This is a genomic window from Geotalea sp. SG265, assembly GCF_022808985.1.
In the GTDB taxonomy this organism is placed as follows: domain Bacteria; phylum Desulfobacterota; class Desulfuromonadia; order Geobacterales; family Geobacteraceae; genus Geotalea.
The window spans coordinates 27,701-45,914 of sequence record NZ_JAKZFT010000009.1 but is presented as its reverse complement, the minus strand read 5'-3'; the positions used below and the strand labels follow the sequence as shown (position 1 = coordinate 45,914).

Annotated in this window: 14 protein-coding genes; 3 read left to right on the top strand and 11 right to left on the bottom strand. The window is 57.3% G+C overall.

Going from position 1 to position 18,214, the window contains the following annotated elements:
- Positions 1 to 3: 3 nt before the first annotated feature.
- The 5 genes from nudC to ML541_RS11975 all read right to left on the bottom strand — a co-directional run bounded on the left by nudC (position 4) and on the right by ML541_RS11975 (position 5,541).
- The gene (gene nudC / locus ML541_RS11995; protein WP_243373184.1) at positions 4 to 870 is read right to left on the bottom strand and encodes an NAD(+) diphosphatase; all 867 of its coding nucleotides are present in this window, start codon (positions 868 to 870) and stop codon (positions 4 to 6) included.
- A gap of 178 nt (positions 871 to 1,048) precedes the next feature.
- Positions 1,049 to 2,692, bottom strand: coding sequence for a methyl-accepting chemotaxis protein (locus ML541_RS11990; protein ID WP_243373183.1), 1,644 nt, complete (start codon positions 2,690 to 2,692; stop codon positions 1,049 to 1,051).
- A 69-nt stretch (positions 2,693 to 2,761) separates the two neighbouring features.
- Complete coding sequence (locus ML541_RS11985; RefSeq protein ID WP_243373182.1) at positions 2,762 to 4,402, bottom strand: methyl-accepting chemotaxis protein; 1,641 nt, start codon at positions 4,400 to 4,402, stop codon at positions 2,762 to 2,764.
- Positions 4,403 to 4,589: 187 nt separating this feature from the next.
- Positions 4,590 to 4,985, bottom strand: a complete 396-nt coding sequence (locus tag ML541_RS11980) for an FxsA family protein (RefSeq protein WP_243373181.1) — start codon at positions 4,983 to 4,985, stop codon at positions 4,590 to 4,592.
- A gap of 13 nt (positions 4,986 to 4,998) precedes the next feature.
- Positions 4,999 to 5,541 (bottom strand): carbonic anhydrase, encoded by a 543-nt coding sequence (locus ML541_RS11975; protein ID WP_243373179.1) that lies wholly within the window; start codon positions 5,539 to 5,541, stop codon positions 4,999 to 5,001.
- A gap of 288 nt (positions 5,542 to 5,829) precedes the next feature.
- Between ML541_RS11975 and ML541_RS11970 the strand changes: the two genes are divergently transcribed.
- A complete protein-coding gene (locus tag ML541_RS11970) occupies positions 5,830 to 6,402 on the top strand; it encodes an outer membrane beta-barrel protein (protein WP_243373177.1) in 573 nt (190 codons plus the stop codon).
- 283 nt (positions 6,403 to 6,685) lie between these two features.
- Here ML541_RS11970 and ML541_RS11965 read toward each other — a convergent pair whose 3' ends face one another.
- Both ML541_RS11965 and ML541_RS11960 read right to left on the bottom strand, forming a co-directional pair.
- Positions 6,686 to 8,848, bottom strand: coding sequence for an amylo-alpha-1,6-glucosidase (locus ML541_RS11965; protein WP_243373175.1), 2,163 nt, complete (start codon positions 8,846 to 8,848; stop codon positions 6,686 to 6,688).
- Positions 8,849 to 8,863: 15 nt separating this feature from the next.
- Complete coding sequence (locus ML541_RS11960; RefSeq protein ID WP_243373173.1) at positions 8,864 to 9,967, bottom strand: glycosyltransferase family 4 protein; 1,104 nt, start codon at positions 9,965 to 9,967, stop codon at positions 8,864 to 8,866.
- A 172-nt stretch (positions 9,968 to 10,139) separates the two neighbouring features.
- Between ML541_RS11960 and ML541_RS11955 the strand changes: the two genes are divergently transcribed.
- Positions 10,140 to 10,709 (top strand): nitroreductase family protein, encoded by a 570-nt coding sequence (locus ML541_RS11955; RefSeq protein ID WP_243373171.1) that lies wholly within the window; start codon positions 10,140 to 10,142, stop codon positions 10,707 to 10,709.
- A gap of 288 nt (positions 10,710 to 10,997) precedes the next feature.
- On the opposite strand, the gene ML541_RS11950 is transcribed toward ML541_RS11955, so the two are convergent.
- From ML541_RS11950 to ML541_RS11935, 4 genes are all read right to left on the bottom strand, one after another.
- On the bottom strand, positions 10,998 to 11,828 hold the full coding sequence (locus tag ML541_RS11950; protein WP_243373169.1) for a transporter: 831 nt from the start codon (positions 11,826 to 11,828) through the stop codon (positions 10,998 to 11,000).
- A 199-nt stretch (positions 11,829 to 12,027) separates the two neighbouring features.
- Positions 12,028 to 12,717, bottom strand: coding sequence for a lipoprotein insertase outer membrane protein LolB (locus ML541_RS11945; protein ID WP_243373291.1), 690 nt, complete (start codon positions 12,715 to 12,717; stop codon positions 12,028 to 12,030).
- Between the two features lie 13 nt (positions 12,718 to 12,730).
- Positions 12,731 to 16,213, bottom strand: a complete 3,483-nt coding sequence (locus tag ML541_RS11940) for an alpha-amylase family glycosyl hydrolase (RefSeq protein WP_243373167.1) — start codon at positions 16,211 to 16,213, stop codon at positions 12,731 to 12,733.
- 48 nt (positions 16,214 to 16,261) lie between these two features.
- Positions 16,262 to 16,519, bottom strand: coding sequence for a hypothetical protein (locus ML541_RS11935; RefSeq protein ID WP_243373166.1), 258 nt, complete (start codon positions 16,517 to 16,519; stop codon positions 16,262 to 16,264).
- A gap of 271 nt (positions 16,520 to 16,790) precedes the next feature.
- On the opposite strand from ML541_RS11935, the gene ML541_RS11930 reads away from it, so the two are divergent.
- Entirely contained in the window at positions 16,791 to 18,209 is a 1,419-nt protein-coding gene (locus tag ML541_RS11930) for a radical SAM protein (protein ID WP_243373165.1), read from the top strand.
- Positions 18,210 to 18,214 lie beyond the last annotated feature (5 nt).

The window sequence follows — 18,214 nt, the reverse complement described above, 5'->3', positions numbered from 1 at the left end:
GACTCACTCCTCCTTGGCAAAAGTATCGATGATCCACCGGGCAATGCTTCGCTTTGCCGGCAACGACGGGGGCATGGCATCCCTGCTGAACCAGCGGACATCCTCCAGCTCTTCGCCGTCCGTATTTATCTCGCCGCCGGCATATTCGGCGACGAAGCCGGCCATGAGCTGGCTGGGAAAGGGCCAGTTCTGACTCCCCACATAACGCAGATCCTTTACGGTGATGCCAGCCTCTTCCATGACTTCGCGATGAACGCACTCCTCAAGGGATTCGCCGAAATCGAGGAACCCGGCGATGAGGCTGTAACGACCCTGGGGCCAGATGCTTTTCCGTCCGAGGAGAAACTGGTCGCCCCGCTTCACCAGAACTATAACGCAGGGGCTGATGTGGGGAAAGTGCTCATAGGAGCACGATAAGCAGCGCTTGCCCCAGGTATGGGCTATCCTTTGCAAGCTGCCGCCGCAACGGGAACAGACAGCGCTGTTCCGTTCCCAGTGGAGGGTTTGCAGGGCAAGTCCCCCCAGGGTCAATAGCGAGTCGTCCAGACGGTCATCCTCCGCCGCATTGAATGGCTCGGAAACGAACGGTAAAGGAAGCTCCTGATTCTTCCCGGCAACCACGGCATAGACCGGCCTGTTCTGCCAGAAGCCGAAAAAAAGCGGTTCGCTCTTCGTCTCAAGCCAACCGGGCAGCGTGCCCTCATGGAGCGAGAATGCCCCCTTCTCTTCCTTGACGACCATGGCATTGCCCTGGACGATGACCCAGAACCCCTCTCCTCGCCCATCCCCTTCTCCGGGCCGGGCAAAAGTGAAACGATCCTTGAGGATTTCACCGTTGAACGGGAGATTTATTGCTGCCGGATACTTCATGATTCCTCCTACTGCATCTCTCAGCATACACGCCAATCCCCCCCTGTGCAACGTTACCTGGGCAGCACAAAAACGGGGGCATCAGACGATACCCCCATTGTGGTTAAAATTCCAAATATTTTTATGCTGCGCAAGAAGGTGAGAACGGCAGCCCAGCGGGTTCGTTTCGAAACCCCCTTCAAGCCAGCCGGAACCGCCCCACCAGCCCTTGCAGGTTTTCCGCCACCGCCGACAACTGTCGGGCAGCGGCCACCGATTCAAGGGCACCCTTGGCCGATCCATGGACCACCTCGGTTATCTGCTGAATGTTGTTGCTGATCTCACTGGTGGTCGCCGTCTGTTCCTCGGCTGCGGTGGCTATCTGGTTGACCTGCATGGTGACGTTGTTGATCTGCTGGAGGATCTCCTGGAGCGCTTCGCCCGATTTTGCCGCGCCTCCGGTGCCGGCTTCGACCTCCTTTACCCCCTCTTCCATGGCGCCGACCGCATCCCGGGTCTCCTGCTGAATGGCCTTGATCATCTCGCCGATCTCCCTGGTGGCGCGTGTGGTACGCTCGGCCAAGGCCCTGACCTCGTCGGCCACGACGGCAAAGCCGCGCCCCTGTTCTCCCGCCCTGGCCGCCTCGATTGCGGCATTGAGCGCCAACAGGTTGGTCTGGTCGGCAATGTCCTCGATGGTGCCCACAATCGCGCCGATCTGGTCGCTGCGGGCTCCTAGGCTGGAAACAGTCTCCGCCGATGATTTAACCCGCTCAGCTATCCGCCCCATGACGGCAACGGTTTCCTTGACCACCTCCACGCCGGTCAGGGCACGGTCGTCAGCCTGTTTTCCTCCGTCTGCAGCATGATGGCAACTCTGGGCGATCTCCATGGAGGTTGCCGCCATCTCCTCGCTGGCCGTGGCGACCGTTGCAGCCTGGGCTGCCACCTCTTCTGCGCCGGTTGCCATCTGTTCGGAGGTGCAGTGGAGCTGTTCAGCTGCGGAAGCCACCTGAACGCTGGTCTGTGCCACATGGTTCATGGCTTCCGAGAGCCTGTCCGCCATCTCGTTTACCTCACCGGCCAGCATGCCCATCTCATCCTTGGAAGCGATGTGGGTACGGACGGTGAGATCCCCGGCGGCAACGCCGGCCAGGGTGTCGAAAACCTCCTGCAGAGGTTTGCTTATGGACAGAGCTATCACATAGCCTATGGCGAGCAGCACCAGCACGGCGCTGACGATCAGTCCTGCCATAATCAGCAATGACCGCCGATAGGATGCTGTGTCATGTTCATGGGTTGCCGTAGCGCCTTTCACATTCAATTCGGCCAGTCCATCCAGAATGGTGGCAGGTTTTTCGTACAGTGGAGCCACCGTTGCCGTGGCAAAGGCGGTGGCCGCCGATTTGGCACCCGCATCGGCCGTACCGTTTTTGGCCATCTCCACCAGCTTGTTCCCCTCAACGATATAAGCTTCGAACCCCTCCTTGAAGGAATCGATCTGCTTTTGCTCATCTCCGTCAATGCCGCTGTTGACCAAGGTAGCTATGCGAGCCCGTATCTTCTGACTGTGCTTGGCCATGTCTTCGGCCTTCTCAGCTATCTTGGCCGTGTCGCTCAAAACGAGCATATAGACCAGATCCAGACGAATGGCCAGAAAATCGCTTTTCATAGCGTCCAGCATGTCCACATGTCTGACAGCCAGCGCCATGTCCCCTTCGTTTCCTGCAAGGGACTTCATGTTGCCCAACCCCACGCCACCCACCAGCAGCAAAATCAGAAGCGCCGCCGCGACCAGCACCAGTATCTTTATTTTCACCTTAAGGTTGGACCAGAACTGCATCGTCTTTACCTCCTCCACTACCCGAATTTATTTGGTTCCCAATCTGCAGCCATTTTGCCCATGCTTACGTTACAGTTTGAATTGTCCCACCAGCCGGTTCAGCCCTTCGGCCAGATCGGCGACCTTGCTGGCTGCGGCAGCGGATTCCTGGGCACCTCTGGCGGTCCCTTGCACCACTTCAGTTATCTGCTGCATGTTGTTGTTGATTTCGCTGGTGGTGGCGGTCTGTTCTTCTGCAGCAGTGGCAATCTGGTTCACCTGCATGGTAACGGCGCCGATCTGGTTGAGGATATCCTGGATGGCCTCCCCCGATCTGGCCGCCTCCGCCGTCCCGCTCTCAACTTCCCGGACCCCTTCCTCCATGGCGTTAACTGCATCTTTGGTCTCAGTCTGGATCGCCTTGATCATGGTGCCTATTTCTCTGGTCGCCTTGGTGGTGCGTTCGGCAAGAGCCCGCACCTCATCGGCCACCACGGCGAAGCCGCGCCCCTGCTCGCCTGCCCTGGCCGCCTCGATGGCCGCATTCAGAGCCAGGAGATTGGTCTGATCGGCAATATCCTCGATGGTACCGATGATGGCGCCGATCTGTTCTCCCCGATCTCCCAGGCTTTCCACAGTCCGGGATGAAGTCTTGACCCGCTCGGCGATCCTCCCCATTACCGACACGGTGTTGTCGACTACGGCAGCCCCGGCAGTGGCCGATTCACTGGCCTGCTGGGCCCCGGCTGCCGCATAGGTGCAGTTCTGGGCTATTTCGCCGGATGTCGCAGCCATCTCCTCGCTGGCTGTGGCCACAGTGCCGCTCTGGGCCGCGACTTCTTCAGCCCCGGTCGCCATCTGCTCGGACGTGGCATAGAGCTGGTTGGCAGCCGATGCAACCTGGGTCGAATTCTGGACCACCTGATTGATGATGCCGTGGAGCTTCTCCATGAAGAGATTGAATGATTTGCCCACCGCGCCGATCTCATCGTTGGAAGCGATCATCAGCCGCTTGGTAAGGTCCCCTTCCCCGCAGGCGATGTCGTTCAGCATGATGTTTATCTCCCGTATGGGTTTGACGATGCTCTGCCTGATGAGAAACGTGATGACGATCGCCGCGATAATGGCAACGAGCGGAAAGACGATGATAGTTTTGCCGATCCGCTCATCCAGTGCATGTATTTCTTTTTCCTTTTGGTGAATATCGTCGAATGCATCTTTGCTCGCATCCGAAGTCTGCTCTTGCATGCGGTGCGCCGCGTCCTTATAAGGGAGTATTGCCCGGTTCGCTTCTTCGGTCGTTTTTATGGTCCCGTTGGCGATATCCGCGAAGACCTTCGTGTAGCCTTCTTCATACTTGGCCATCTCCCCCTGGATCAACTTCACGGTATTCCGGTCCTGGGGAGAAAGGGATATCTTTTCCAGTTCGGCAAACCACAGCTTCAGCCGTTCCTTCTTCTCGTTCCATTGTTTGTAATACTCCTCACGGCGTTTCACATCCTGGATATTAATAAAGCAATCCTTTTCATAAATGCGGAGAAAAAGCATGTTGGCCCGAGCCCTGGCGTAAAACTCCCCGATCTTGGCTTCGGTACCGATAATCCCTTCACTGGTTTCGGCGATCTTGACGCTACCCCAGTAACCAACGCCGCTCACCGCGAGCAGCAGCAGCAACACCAGTCCGAACCCCAAGCTCAAGCGGGTACCGATATTCAGGTCCTTCAATGACATGACGATTCCTCCAATGATTTATGGCAAGCGTATATCCGACGGATGCCAGCTTCGCAGGCTCTGGGAATCATATCGGTATGCCCGACGGAAAACTTGAGAGCTGAGGGCATGCTTTCGGCCTCAAAGGGGGCGAGGTTCAGAGTTAAAAAAGGTAAAAGGTTATTTCGAGGAGAAAATGGCGGCTGGATCAGAAACGGCGCCGGACGATGATAGAGCCCCGGCTGAGCCGGCGCTGCAGCCAACGGCCGAGGAGACGCTTAATGAGGATACGGGTAGGAGGAAAGAGGAAAAAGATGCCGAGAAAATCGGTGAAGAAGCCTGGAGTAAGGAGCAGCAGTCCCCCGACCAGGATGAGGAAACCATCCATCAGCTCGGCCGCCGGCAGATGCCCCTGGGCAAGCTCCGTTTGGATCCGCCGCAGGACAAGAAAGCCCTGGTGGCGCACCAGCCAAGCGCCCGTAAAGCTAATGGCAAAAAGAAGCGCCACTGTCGGCACCGCCCCGATGAGGGTACCCACCTTAAGCAGCAGGTAGATCTCGATGACCGGAACGATGAGAAAAAGGAGAAAGAGCCTGGCAATCATGTGATGAGCGGCTTCAGTAGCCGTTGACGACCACGTCCAGGTGGCCGTCGTTCGGGCAGAAAATGAGGCCGTGGACCGGTATGTCCCTGGGGATGAGCGGACTCTCCCGGATGATGCCGACCACCCGCCCCACGTTTTCTTCAGGGCAGGCGAAGGCCCCCATCCACTGCCCCAGATCGGGAACCAGGGAGTCGATGACCGTCTCGTCGATACCCCTTTCGATCATCTTTCGCTTCAAGTGGGGAGCATCGATGGTGGACATGCCGCAATCCTTGTGGCCGATGACGAAGATCTCCTCGACCCCCAGAAGAAAGACCGCCACCACCAGGCTGCGTATGACGCCGCCAAAGGGGTCGATGATGGTATTGCCGGCATTCTTGATGACCTTTGCATCCCCCCGCTTGATACCCATGGCAGGCTCAAGAAAGTGGACCAAGCGGGTATCCATGCAGGTGAAAATGGCCAGCTGCTTCTTCGGCGATTTGGGCAACGGAGGGAAGGCATTGGGCTGGACGAACCTTTTGTTCGCCTCCAGTACAGCATCAAGCAGTCTCATGGGATCACCTTAAGGGTAAAATCTCACCAGCGGAGGAATGCCTCTTATACGCGAAAACACACCGTTTTTCCACCATTTTTTATCCCCATGCCTGGTCCCTGCACATCGCCGCTACGCGCAGCATCCAAGCTGCATCCAGCGGTGAGGGGAACCGTGTCCAGGATTACACATATATCATTTACATTCATTAAACCATGTGCTATAGAGATGGTCATTGCGCCATTCCTTCGCAGCTGACGAGACTCTGCCGGGGGATGAGGCCATTAAAATCATCAGGAGGAAGTTGAAATGAAGAAACTGGTATTTGTTGCAGCATGCCTCACCCTGCTTTTCGGCATGTCTTCCGCTGCCCTTGCGGCAAAGGGAGACAAGGAACTGGACTTCGGCGTCGGTTTTGCCACCGCTCCGTATGATCGTGGTGATCTCGGCTGGGGGCTAAACTTCGGCGGCGGCTATGAATTTCTCCAATTTTCTGGAAACCGCAACGACACCCTGCAGATTCGCGGCGATATCGGCTATGAATCCTGGTCAGGCCATTTCTCCGGGTTTGGCATAGATACCGATTTGGATTTCAGCCGCGTTCCGGTTTCCGTCGGCTGCCGCTACTACTACCCCATCAAACAGGTGAAGAATCTGCGCGTCTTCGGTCAGGCCAGCCTGGAGATCAGCTTTGATTCCTGGGACGACTGGAATATCTTGAATGGGAAATTTTCCCACGACGAAACCAATGTGGGTGTAACGCCGGGAGCCGGCATCGAGTACATGCTGGATAAAAACATCTTCGTCCAGGCGCAGATGAAGGAACACCTCATCTCCGCCCCCTACTTCACCATGCAGGGAGGCATCGGCTTCCGCTTCTAAGCTTGCCGACCCGGCGAACCACAAAAGCCCTGTGCACCTGCGCAGGGCTTTTTTTATGCTTTCTTCCGTATATCACTGGACGACTGTCGTGGCTTCGGGAGTGAGTGACCGAGCCGCAGCGGCGAGCGGATACCCGCCCAAAGCTGCATGAAGCACCTTTGCCGAAAATCTGCTCTACAGCCGCCAGAGCGGGAGACAGTGCAAGGTCCGCAGCTGCGGCGACAGAACGAACGGACGAAGTCGCGGCAGGCCTTTCAAAATGCCAGTTTGATTTACTGTTCTTTTATTTTGTAATTATCACCTCCACTGGGCCATCTTTCCTGAGCACGTTCACCGCCACGTCGTTCTGATAGCGCCTCAGCGCGATGTCCACGTGGGAATCCCCCACCGAAAGGTTCTTGATCTTCACTTCGTTGAGAAACGGCGGCAGCACCGGGTAGGTGAAACTGAGCCGGCTGTCGCCCGCGTCTATCTCCAGCCCCATGCAGCTCTGCAGCAGGAGATAGACGGAGGCTGCAGCCCAGGCTTGGGGAGCGCATGCCATTGGATAGAGAATGGGGCTCAAGTCCTCCCGCTTCTTGAAGCCGCAGTAAAGCTCCGGCAGGCGGTGCAGGTCCATGGCCAGGGAGGCGTTGAAGATCCCTTCCAGGATGAGGATGGCATGGCTGGTCAGGCCGTAGCGCGCAATGCCGCCAGCAACAAGGGCGTTGTCGTGGGGCCAGATGGAGCCGTTGTGGTAGGACATGGGGTTATAGCGTTTTTCCGTATTGGCCACGGTTCGCACCCCCCAACCGGAATAAAAGGGCTCGGAAAGCAGCTGATCGGCAACTATCCCTGCCCGCTTGAAGTCGGCGATACCGGAAAAGAGACAATGGCCCGCATTGGAGGAACGGACCCGACATGGCTGTTTCTTGCCATCCAGGGCCAAGGCATAAAAAGAGATGTCGTCGCACCAGAACAGTTCGTTGAATTTCTGCTGCAGCGTTTCCGCCTCATGTCCCAGGCGCGCCGCTCGCGTCTCGTCCCCCATCAACATGGCCAGCATGGCCGCGCTGTTCTTGGCTTGGTAAACATATCCCTGCACCTCGCACAGGGCGATAGGGGCTTCAGCCAGGGTGCCGTCGGTGTGGAAGACCGAATCATTGGAATCCTTCCACCCCTGCTGGAGCAGTCCGTGGTGGGAATGGCGGGCATACTCCACGAATCCGTCGCCGTCGGCATCTCCATAGGTATCGATCCAGTTAAGCGCGGCGAGGATGTTGTCCCAGATGCCGGCGATGAAGCCCACGTCGCCGGTACGCCGGTAATAGGCACCGGCCAGGATGATGAAGAGCGGTGTCGAATCGACGCTGCCGTAATAGCAGCCGAAGGGTATTTCCCCCAGCGCCGCCATCTCCCCCAGCCTGGTCTCATGGATGATTTTGCCCGGCTCGGCGTCTTTTTCCGGGTCGTTTTCCTTTGCCTGAGTTGCGGCAAGAAATGAGAGAACGCCACGGGCAAGGCCGGGATTGGCCCAGAGGACCTCCAATGCGGTAATGATGCCGTCACGGCCGAAGGTTGTGCTGAACCAGGGGACTCCGGCATAGGGATAAACGCCGTGGGGCGTATGGCTGGTCATCATGAGCAGGTCCGACTGGGACCGGGCCAGGAGCAGGTTGAAATGCTCATTATCTGTGGCGATGCCGCAGTACTCCCCTTTGAGAGCGACAACATTGACGGCAGCCGCCCGAAAGGCCTCCTCGAACGTCCCGGTAAAGCGCTCGCATTCCCTGCACTCGCAGCTGACGGTAATCTGTATGCAGACCGATTCCTTGGGCTCCAGGTCCACCTGGTATGCAGCCTCCCCCTCGGTGACCGTCCCAGGTCCGGGGGAAAAATCGAGACGGGTGGTGCGGGTTTGCCCGTCCAGCCCCTCATAAGAAAGATTCACCGCCGCCGGTTCCATGACCGCAGGAAGCAACCTGCCCCGCTCCTTGCGCTTGTTGCCCCGCACTTCGAAGATGTCGGCGAAGTCGGCGGCAAACTGGATGGTAAAAGGGATGCTCAGGGGCTCCAGGGAAAAGTTGGTCAGGCGCAGCTGCTCGAAACACTTGCCCTGCCAGATGAACTTGGTCCGATAGATGTGGATGGCGTCACGGCGGACCTGCAGGTCGCCCGCCATAAAGTCCGGGTTCATCAGGTCCACCGACAGGAGCTCGTTCTGCTTGTTGATGGTAGAACCGAGCAAAAGCGGCCGGATGCCGGCAAAGCGCAGCTCCAGCTTGGAAAGGAACCGGGTCCCCTCATGGAATATCCCCTGCTCTCCCAGGCCGACCGGCTGAATGTCGCCGTGGCAATCGAAGATGGCGAAGGTTTCCCCCTCTTTCAATACCCTGGTCCTGTCCGCAGCCCGGTCAGCGGTGGCGAGAATATAATATTGGTCTTCGATCTGGATGACGTCCTGCATGGCTCCTCCCGGATATCAAGCGTTCTGGCCGATGCCGATCATCTCGTGCCCGGACAGGGAAGCCTTCTTCACCGGCTTTGCCCTGTGTGCCGCAGTGCTTTCCATAATTCCCCCGTATATATTCAGATAATCGGCAGCCATGCGCCCGGCAACGAAACGCTCTTCGAAGTATTTCCTGCATTCCAGGCGGCTGATGGAACGGATCTTCCCCACTGCCGCCACTGCTCCGTCCAGATCCTTGGTCACATACCCCGAAACCCCGTCTTTCACCACTTCCGGGACCGAGCCGCGACCGAAAGCGATGACCGGCGTGCCGCATGCCATGGATTCGATCATAACCAGGCCGAATGGCTCTTCCCAGTCAATGGGAAAGACCAGCGCCAGGGCCTTGCCGAGAAAATCCTCCTTTTCCTCCTCGCCGATCTCACCCACGTATTCCACCCAGGGACTCTTCATCAGCGGCTTGATGGCGTATTCATAATAGTCCAGGTTTTCCTTGTCGATCTTGGCTGCCACCTTGAGCCTGATGCCGCTCCGTTCAGCAATGGCGATGGCCGCATCCAACCCCTTTTCCGGAGAAATGCGGCCGAGAAAGGCCAGATACATTTCAGGATCTTCGCGCATGGAGAGAAGTTCCTGCGGCAGTCCGTGATGAACGGTGCCGACCCAGTTGATCCAGGGCAAGGGGCGGCGCTGGGCATCGGAGATGGAAACCACCGGAATCTCGGAATATTCGTGATACAGGGGGACCAGGTCGGGGATGTCCAGCCTGCCGTGCAGGGTTGTCACACCGGGATAGCCGTAACGCCGGTAAAAGGGATAATGGAAATAATCGGTGTGGAAATGGATGACGTCGAATTCATCCCGCAGGCGCATGACCTTTTCCAGCATGAGCAGATGATGGGGGATCGGGTCGATGCAGTTCTTGTCCAGGCGCAGGGAATTCTTTGAGCAGGGGATGAGCCTGGCGCCGGTAATGGAATCACCGCTGGCAAAGAGGGTAACCTCATGCCCTAATGCCAGCAATGCATCTGTGAGATAGGCTACTATCCGCTCGGTGCCTCCGTAGTAAAGGGGCGGAACCCGCTCGTACAAGGGGGAAACCTGTGCTATCCGCATAACTCCTCCGAGATTGACGGAATAAACAGATTAAAACAAGTTTATTTAAGTATAACAGCTTCCGGGAGCCATCCAAGGGACTCCCAACGGGCGTTATCATGAACGCTTTCCATCGGCCCGTTCTGTGGTAGACTTCAGGAGCTTTGCAGCACATGATCGAAGGAGGGTTGGAATGGACACCATCGAAGCAATCAGGACACGACGGAGCGTACGCAAGTTTTCGGACAAACCGGTGGAGCCGGAAAAACTCCAGGTCGTTTTGGAAGCCGCCCAGGCTGCACCATCGTGGGCAAACATGCAGTGCTGGAGGTTCATCGTCATCAAGGATGCCGCCACAAAGGAAAAGATCAGCGACCTTTCCTATGTGGAGGCATTCTTTGCCCCCAAAGGCTACAAGATCAATCCGGCAAAACAGGCACTCGCCGAGGCGCCGGTAGTGATCGTCGCCTGTGCCGATCCGGTCCAGTCGGGGGACCTGCACGGCCAGCACTACTACATGGCTGACGTGGGCATAGCAACAGAAAACATGCTGCTCGCAGCCCACAGCCTTGGCCTCGGCAGCGTCTTTGTCGGGGTATTCGACGAAGAAGGACTGGGGGAACTGCTGGAGATCCCACCCCAGGTCCGCGTCGTCGGGCTTTTTCCCATCGGCTATCCCCAGGATGAATGGAAGCCGGGACCGCCCCGCAAGCCTCTGGAAGAGATTTTCTTCTTTGAAAAGTGGAAAAGCATCACCGCATGAGAGCAACGTGGTTCCTCAGACATTTCCGAGGAAGGCAGTCGGGGCGTCGGGAGTGAGCGACGAGCCGCAGCGGTGAGCGGACACCCGCCGCGTGTGAAACGGAGGAGAGTTCGTCAGTCCAGGCACCGTGCGACATGAGAGGGACGGCACCGCAAGGTCCGCAGCTGTGGCGACAGAACGAACGGACGACGCCCCGGCTGCCTTTTTCACCGAAGCCCCAAAGAACAACAAAAAAGCCCCCACCGAAAGGTGGAGGCTTTTTTTGTTAAGACGACCTTACGGATCCGATTAGAAGAGGTAGTAGAGGGAGACGGCGCCGGCTATGGTCTTCGGAGAGCCAAGTTGTTCCTTGGTTTCCCGAATATCTACCGGCGAACCAGTGACCACTGAAACAGCAGGAATCAGGTAAAAGTTATGGAAAAGCTGAATGTAGCTGGCCAGCTCCAGTCTATAGCGCTCGCTCGCTTTTTCCTCTACCGTTCCGGTTCCGAAGATGGCATCAAAGCGGGCATCGAAGGTCAAGTTATGGTTTACCTCCGCCTCTACACCGAGTGCCAGATCATGGGAATCCTCGCCGCCGTTATTCTGCAAGGTGGCGCGATAGATTGCATAAGGGGTGAGATGTTCGTTAACTTTCTGGCTGCCGGCAATGTAGGGGCTGACAGCGGTGGTCTGGGTGCCGGCATTGTTGGGGCCGGCAGTGTCGAACTTTACGTCGGTACCAATCACAAGGCCGAAAGGCTGCTCTTTTTCCGGTTTCACCAGTGCATACTTGGCGCCGAAGCTGAAATCGCCAACGCCGTCACGCTTTTCTGGCTCAAAACCAGTTTTGCTTTCTCTCTCAGAAAATACATACGGAATAGAGGCATCAAGCTCAAGACCGTGCCCAAGGCCGACGTTGAGCGAATAGGTAGAGGCCCATTCCGTAGCTCGTTCCTTCCCGATCGTTTCGCCTGCTTCTTTAATTTTCCGAGTCGAGTGAGCATACTCGAAGGTTGCCTGCCCCTCTAACTCTTTTGCATCGAGAACGTCGGTCACAAGCAGCTTGTGCTCGGCGTGGGCGGTACCAGCCGCCATAAAAAGGGATACCAACATTGCAAGAATTGCTGATTTTTTCACTGTTCTTTCTCCTCTTTCAAATTAAATTGCATGGGAACGATATATTTTACGTGCGATCGTTCCAGCGCACCCGCAAGTCCCCCTTTCCCCGGAAATCCCGCGGCCGTGACGGCCGCGTCGGTAAATTAGAGACAATACACCTACATTAATTAGCAGGCAAGATTATTTTCTGCGGCAGGATAAGCTATGGCAGGATTCCTTACAGACCTCTGAATTCACTGATGGGCAGAACGGTAACATTATCCAGTTTCGGCTTCAACGCAGCCTCTTCAACGGGCTGATTAACCTCCGGTTCATCAAAGGCGATCAGGATGCGGTCACCGTTGCGGTTGATCATCTCGATGGTTTCGGGGAATGCAACGCCGTTCACGTCCCGGTAGCCCTTGTAGAGCGCCTCGTCCCCATCCTCGGTCACCTTGCGCTGCACAAGGCCATGGCTGTCAAAAAATATCTGCTCCCGGCGACCGTCGGCCATGACGATCTCTCGGGCGCCAAGGGATGGCCCGGCAACGGGAGGGCGCTCAACCACCCATTTGATCAGCCCCCAGTTTTTCAGCCCACCCTGCTCCGGCAGATCGGACAGGAGCCCCTGGTATGCCACGTCTTTCGATGGAATGATGCAGGTCAGCCGCTCACCGTCGCTGTACATCTCCATGACGGTGAAGCCGAAGGGGGAGAGAATTGCCATATGGAACTGGTCGGGGTGCCTGAAAACCAGGAATCCCCGGCCGCCGATGCTGCGCTTGGCAGTCTTGACGGTGACGGAAACGGGGGATTGCACCGTTTCGATCTCTTTACCCGGAGCGGGAATGGCTGCCGGTCGTGGAACAGTGGCACATGCGGTTACAAGAATCATCGCCAGCAGCGGAAGGCACTTCACTATTTTCATGTGCAGCAACGTTTCACTCCTCCACATCGGCAGGCTTCGTCAGGGCAAGAAACGCTTTCACCTCGAAGCCCGCTTCCTGCGCTTTGCCTGTTATTTTCGTTATTTCCTTCTGCAGCGTCTTTGCCCTGGCCATCAGTTCCGAAGGATCGATCTCCTTCTTCACCTCCAGGAGGGCGGCTATGCCGAGCCAGGTCATGAGCATTTCGAAACGCTCCTTGTTAAACCATTCATGACCATTGCTCCGGTTGATCAGGAGGAAGCCCCTCGCCTGGTTCTCTTCCAGGAGAGCGGCAAAGCCTCGTTCACCGCCGGGTTCCGGGGCTATGGCGAGGAACTGCTGGTGTTCGATCATGACTCTGATCAGGCAAACCGCCGTTGCAGAGTCGAGGCCCGGAAAGGGCTGCCAGGCGTCTTCGGAGAAAATCTGGAAAGACTCCTCGACAGGCCGGTAAAGGCCGAACCGGGAGAGAAATTCGGCGGAAAGACGGGGATAATCTTTTTCGTCCGCCAGCATGCCGGTGGCATGGAGACAGATGAAGGCATAACTGATCAGCCCCCCCACCCGTGTGCCCATCACCTCGCCGAACTGGAAGAGCGGCTCGTCAACGGGCACATCACCCGTTTTCGGCGCGGTCAACCGCTGAAGAAACGCATGCTGAGCAGCCAGTGGAACAACCAGGCGCTCATATCTGCCGGCGGCACCTAAATGCTCCGACAGGGCAACCAAGAATGCGGTGAGGCGGTTCCTGAACAGCTCGTCCGCCGATTTTTCCGGTGCCTCTTCCTTGGCGGCCTGCAAGGCAAGAAGTTCCCGCAGGTGGCTGTTCAGCCCCTTGTAGCGGACCTGTTTCACTTCTTCATCCATGCTACGGACCGGATTGCCGTTCAGGGAATGACAAAGCCGACCCCAGGTGCCGTATTCGTCATCCCAGATTTCCCGGAAATCGAGGAAGGCATGGTATTCGAAGGCCTTCAACTCAACATAGAGGCCACTGTCACATAGCTCCCGTCCGGAACGGATATATTCCAGACCAGAGGCATAATCCCTGAAGATGTAGTAGCAGCGGCCATCGCCATTGAAGCAGAGCGCTTCGCCAAGGTTCTTCTGCACGAGCACCGTTTCCCCGTCGGCTCCCTTGACGCCGATGGCGGTGGAGGTGCGTATCCAGCCGGCTGTTTCCGCATACTTGTTGTGATAGAGGATTATGCCCCGCTCGCACCCCTTGAGGTTGGAGTAGGCATAGACATCCTCGTTCACATGGCCGCCGGCGAAGAAGTCGTAGAGGACGAAGTTTTCCGAGCCGCTGAAAAGCCAACGCTTGCCCATGAGCGGAAAGATCTTCTCCTCGTGCATCCTGACCATGTGCTCGTCCACCTGCTCGTCCCAATGGGCGTGGCGGTACTCCATGCCGTATTTCTCGCGAAAGCCCTCGACCTGGCCATGGCCGATCATGGGAAGCCCCGGCATGGTCACCAGGAGGACGCAGGCGCCGTAGTACTTCCCTTCCCGGCCAAATTGCTCCACAGCCGTCTTCTCGTCGGGATTGTTCATGAAATTGACGAAACGAGGTAGGATGCGGTGGTCGTATTCCAGGACATTCTTGATGGTCTGGCGGTACTTGGCGTTCTCCTCCATCTTCAGCATGTTCATGAAGGCGCTGTTGTAGACCCGGTGCATGCCCAGGGTGCGGACGAAGTAGCCCTCCATGAGCCAGAACGCCTCGGCCAGAAGCAGCGTGCCGGGAGCTTCCGCAGCGACCCGGTCCACCACCTCGCGCCAGAACTCAACCGGAAAGGCGGCATCGAAATCCTCGCGGCTCATGCCGTGCTCAGAGCGCGACGGGACGCCGCTGCCGTGGCCCGGCTGGGGATACCAGAGGCGCTGGTAGTGCTTTTTCGCCAGGGTCATGGCCGCATCGAAGCGGATGATGGGGAACTGGCGCGCCACGTGGAGAATGGTCTGCACGACCGCCTCACGCACCTGGGGAAGCAGGTAGTTGAGCTGGGCCGTGTCGTTCCAGGGGGTGGAGGTGCCGTCGTTGCCGTGATAGATATAGCGGGTCCTGCCGTCCCGGTGGTCGTAATGCTTGAAAACGACCGCCGCATCGGTCTTGGTCCAGTAGCCGTCCTCGATGTGCAGGCTCACTTCCGGCGAAGAGGAAAGGTCCGGGCCGTTGAAGGAATAGGCGGGATAGGGAGGATAATCCAGCTGGACGAACCAGTCGGGGTGCTCCACCGTCCAGCGGGAATAGAGCCCGGTGTGGTTGGGCACCATGTCGCTGGCCAGACGTATCCCCCGCTGCCGGCAGCGCTCCTTCAGGTTTGCCAGGGCCTCGTCTCCCCCCAGGTCATGGGCGATGACGTAGTCGTAGAGGGAATAGGCGGAAGAGAAGGCATCGGGATTGCCGGCGATCTGCTTGATACGCTGGGAGGCTGGAGAACGTTCCCAGAGACCAATCAGCCACAACCCGGAAAAACCCCAGCGGGCCAGGATGTCCAGCTCCTCGTCCGGAATGTGGTCGAGCCGGTAAATGGCTCTGCCGTATTTCTTCGACAGCTGGTCGAGCCAGACATAAACCATCTTCGCCATCATGACCACGTTTGCCATCCATTCGGCATCGGGAGAAAAACGGTCATACTCCGGATATTCGTAACCTTCCTTGCCCAGGCGCTTTCCCTTGAGGAATTCCAGCACCTGTGGTCTGCCCGGGCCACCCCAGAATTCCCGTTCCTCCTCCTGGGCAATGTCCATGGCCGTCAGCAGCTCGGCTAAAAGGTCCGGGGGCAGTATCGAGCGCCAGTTCTCGCGGATATAATCGATCTGACCGGGAAGCGAAAAGGGGGAGGCGAGCATGGGAGCCCGCAGCAGGGCAGGCAGCGGTATGCCGAAGGGTTCCATGGGGGAAGCACCGGCAAGTCCTTGATCCAGGGCTGCCTCCAGCCCATTGTGTTCGTCGGATGCTTGCAGTTCCGGAGCGTCGAATATCTCCCGGAACTGATCCAGGGCCTGATTTTCGCCGCTCAGGCGCAAAAGCAGGAGTTCTTTCAGCAGCAAGGCCCGGCGCCGGCCATCGGCATCGGCAGACACATAGCCGGCCGCATCCTCCTTCTTCTCCAGGATCGAAGCACCGGGAAGGTGCTCGGCAAAGCGGATCAGCACGGACTGAATTTGCGGGGAACCGGCAGGATAGCCGGAATCCCCGAGCACCCGATCCAGCACGGCCGGAAACTGCTCCACGGCGTAGAGATCGAAGACGTAGCGGTATATCTTTTCCAGCATGGCATAGAGGTTGAGCTGCCCCGCGGATACCGGTTGTTCCCGCCGTGCCGGCTGCCGGTTCAGGCGGTTTGCCAGCTGCCGGATGAACACCATATGCGGTTGTTTCCTGGATCGGACTTCTTCTGCAACCTTGTCCAGATCCAAGAGCTGCCACATTCTTTTTTCGATCTGGATGCCGAAGGGAAAATATTCCTGTTTTTTGTTATTAACGCTCATCGATACCTCGGTCAGAAGTCTAGCTTGGCTAGGCCATGGGATAGGCAGCTATTTCCCTTTGAAAGCCTGGCCTATATCCTTGCCCATGTGCTTGAAAGCTTTACCAGTGGCTTTTCCCGATTCCTTGAAAGCCTTTCCCACCGACTTCCCCGATTTTTTGGCAACCTTGCCGGTTGATTTCCCCATTTGTTTGAAGCCTTGACCCACCTGCCTGCCCCCCTCCTTGAAACCGTTTTCGGCATTGACGATACCGGCAGAACAAAGCAGCAGACCCATGCATACGGCTATTGTTTTTATCACAGACATCTCCATATTATCAGGAATACTTGGAAGGACGCGCAGTCTTCACATGATAGTGTTACCATTAAAGCTATATCACCCCGGGTAACTCGAGTCAAGTCGGCTAATGGAGCGGCACAATGGGCACGAACGGCAGTGAGCTTTCCGTTTGCTTTATTCTCCCAAACCAATTAGCATAGCTCCTGATCAAACCCCATGACAGGCTTGGAAGTCGCAGCCGCCATGCCCATTCGCTGGAATTCCTGATGACCTTTTTGAAGCCTGATAAGGAGCACCGTTGAAAGCCACATTTATTCATCCCCACGGCAGGAACTGGCTGGGGACCATGAAGGATATCAGTTCCATCTTCAACCTCATGCCGCCGCTGGGCATGATGAGCATTGCCGCCTACCTGGAGGCAAAGGGAATGGAGGTGGAACTGATCGACTGCTACGCCACCCCCATGCCTACACCTGAGCTCGTCGCCCGGGTTGTCGCCCAAAAGCCGGACGTGGTCGGATTTTCCTGCACCACCTCGTCCTTCCTGGAAGGATACCAGATCGCCGAGGGGATCAAGGAAGCGGCGCCGGAGATAAAAATCGTCTTCGGCGGCGCCCATGCCTGTTCGGTGGGTGTTCCCCTCCTGGACAGCTTTCCAGCCATCGACTACCTGATCATCGGCGAGGGAGAGATCACCTTTTACGAACTGCTGGCAGCCGATTTCAAAGGGGTCGAAAATATCCAGGGCATCGGCTATCGCCGCGACGGCACAGGTACCCTGAGCGGCAACCGGCCGCACATCGCCGACCTGGACACCCTCCCTTTCCCGGCCTACCATCGCCTGGACCAGTTTCCCGGCAGATACAATCTGCCGCTCTTCAGCTATCCCAAGGCACCAAATACCAGCATCATCTCCAGCCGCGGCTGCCCCTACCACTGCAGCTACTGCGACCGTTCGGTCTTCAGCCGGGGCTTCCGCTTCAATTCCCCCGGCTATATTTTCGAGCACCTCAAATACCTGCACCGGGATTTCGGCATCCGCCACGTCTTTTTCTACGACGATCTCTTCACCTTCGACCGCAACCGGGTCGAGGAGCTCTGCCGTCTGCTGGTGGACAGCCGCCTGCCGGTCACCTACAACTGCATCGCCCGCCTGGAGCATGTGGATGAAGAACTGGTGGGGCTGTTGAAGAAATCCGGCTGCTGGCAGGTGAACTTCGGCATCGAGTCGGGAGACCCGGAGGTCCTGAAGAAGCACCGCAAATACATGGCTTTGGACGCCGTACACCAGAAGCTGCAGATGGTAAAGAATGGCGGCATGCGGGTCAAGGGGCTTTTCATGGTCGGCCTTCCCGGGGAAGACGAGGCGGCAATCCGGCGCACCATGGACTATGCCCTGACGCTCCCCCTGGACGAGATCAACGTCACCAAATTCACCCCCTTCCCCGGCGCCCCCATTTACAAGGATATCCACGAACAAGGGGAGTTCAGGGAAAACTGGCCGGACATGAACTGCATGAACTTCGTCTTCATTCCGCGGGGCATGACCCTGGAACAACTGGAAAACCTCTACAACGAGTTCATCAGGCGCTTTTACCGCCGCAGCCGCATCCACTGGGGCTATACAAAAATGCTCTGGCAATCCCCCCACAGCATCGGAACCTTCCTGCGCAACCTGCCGGAAATTCTTCGATTCGAAATGAAGCAGAAATGGTGAGGATA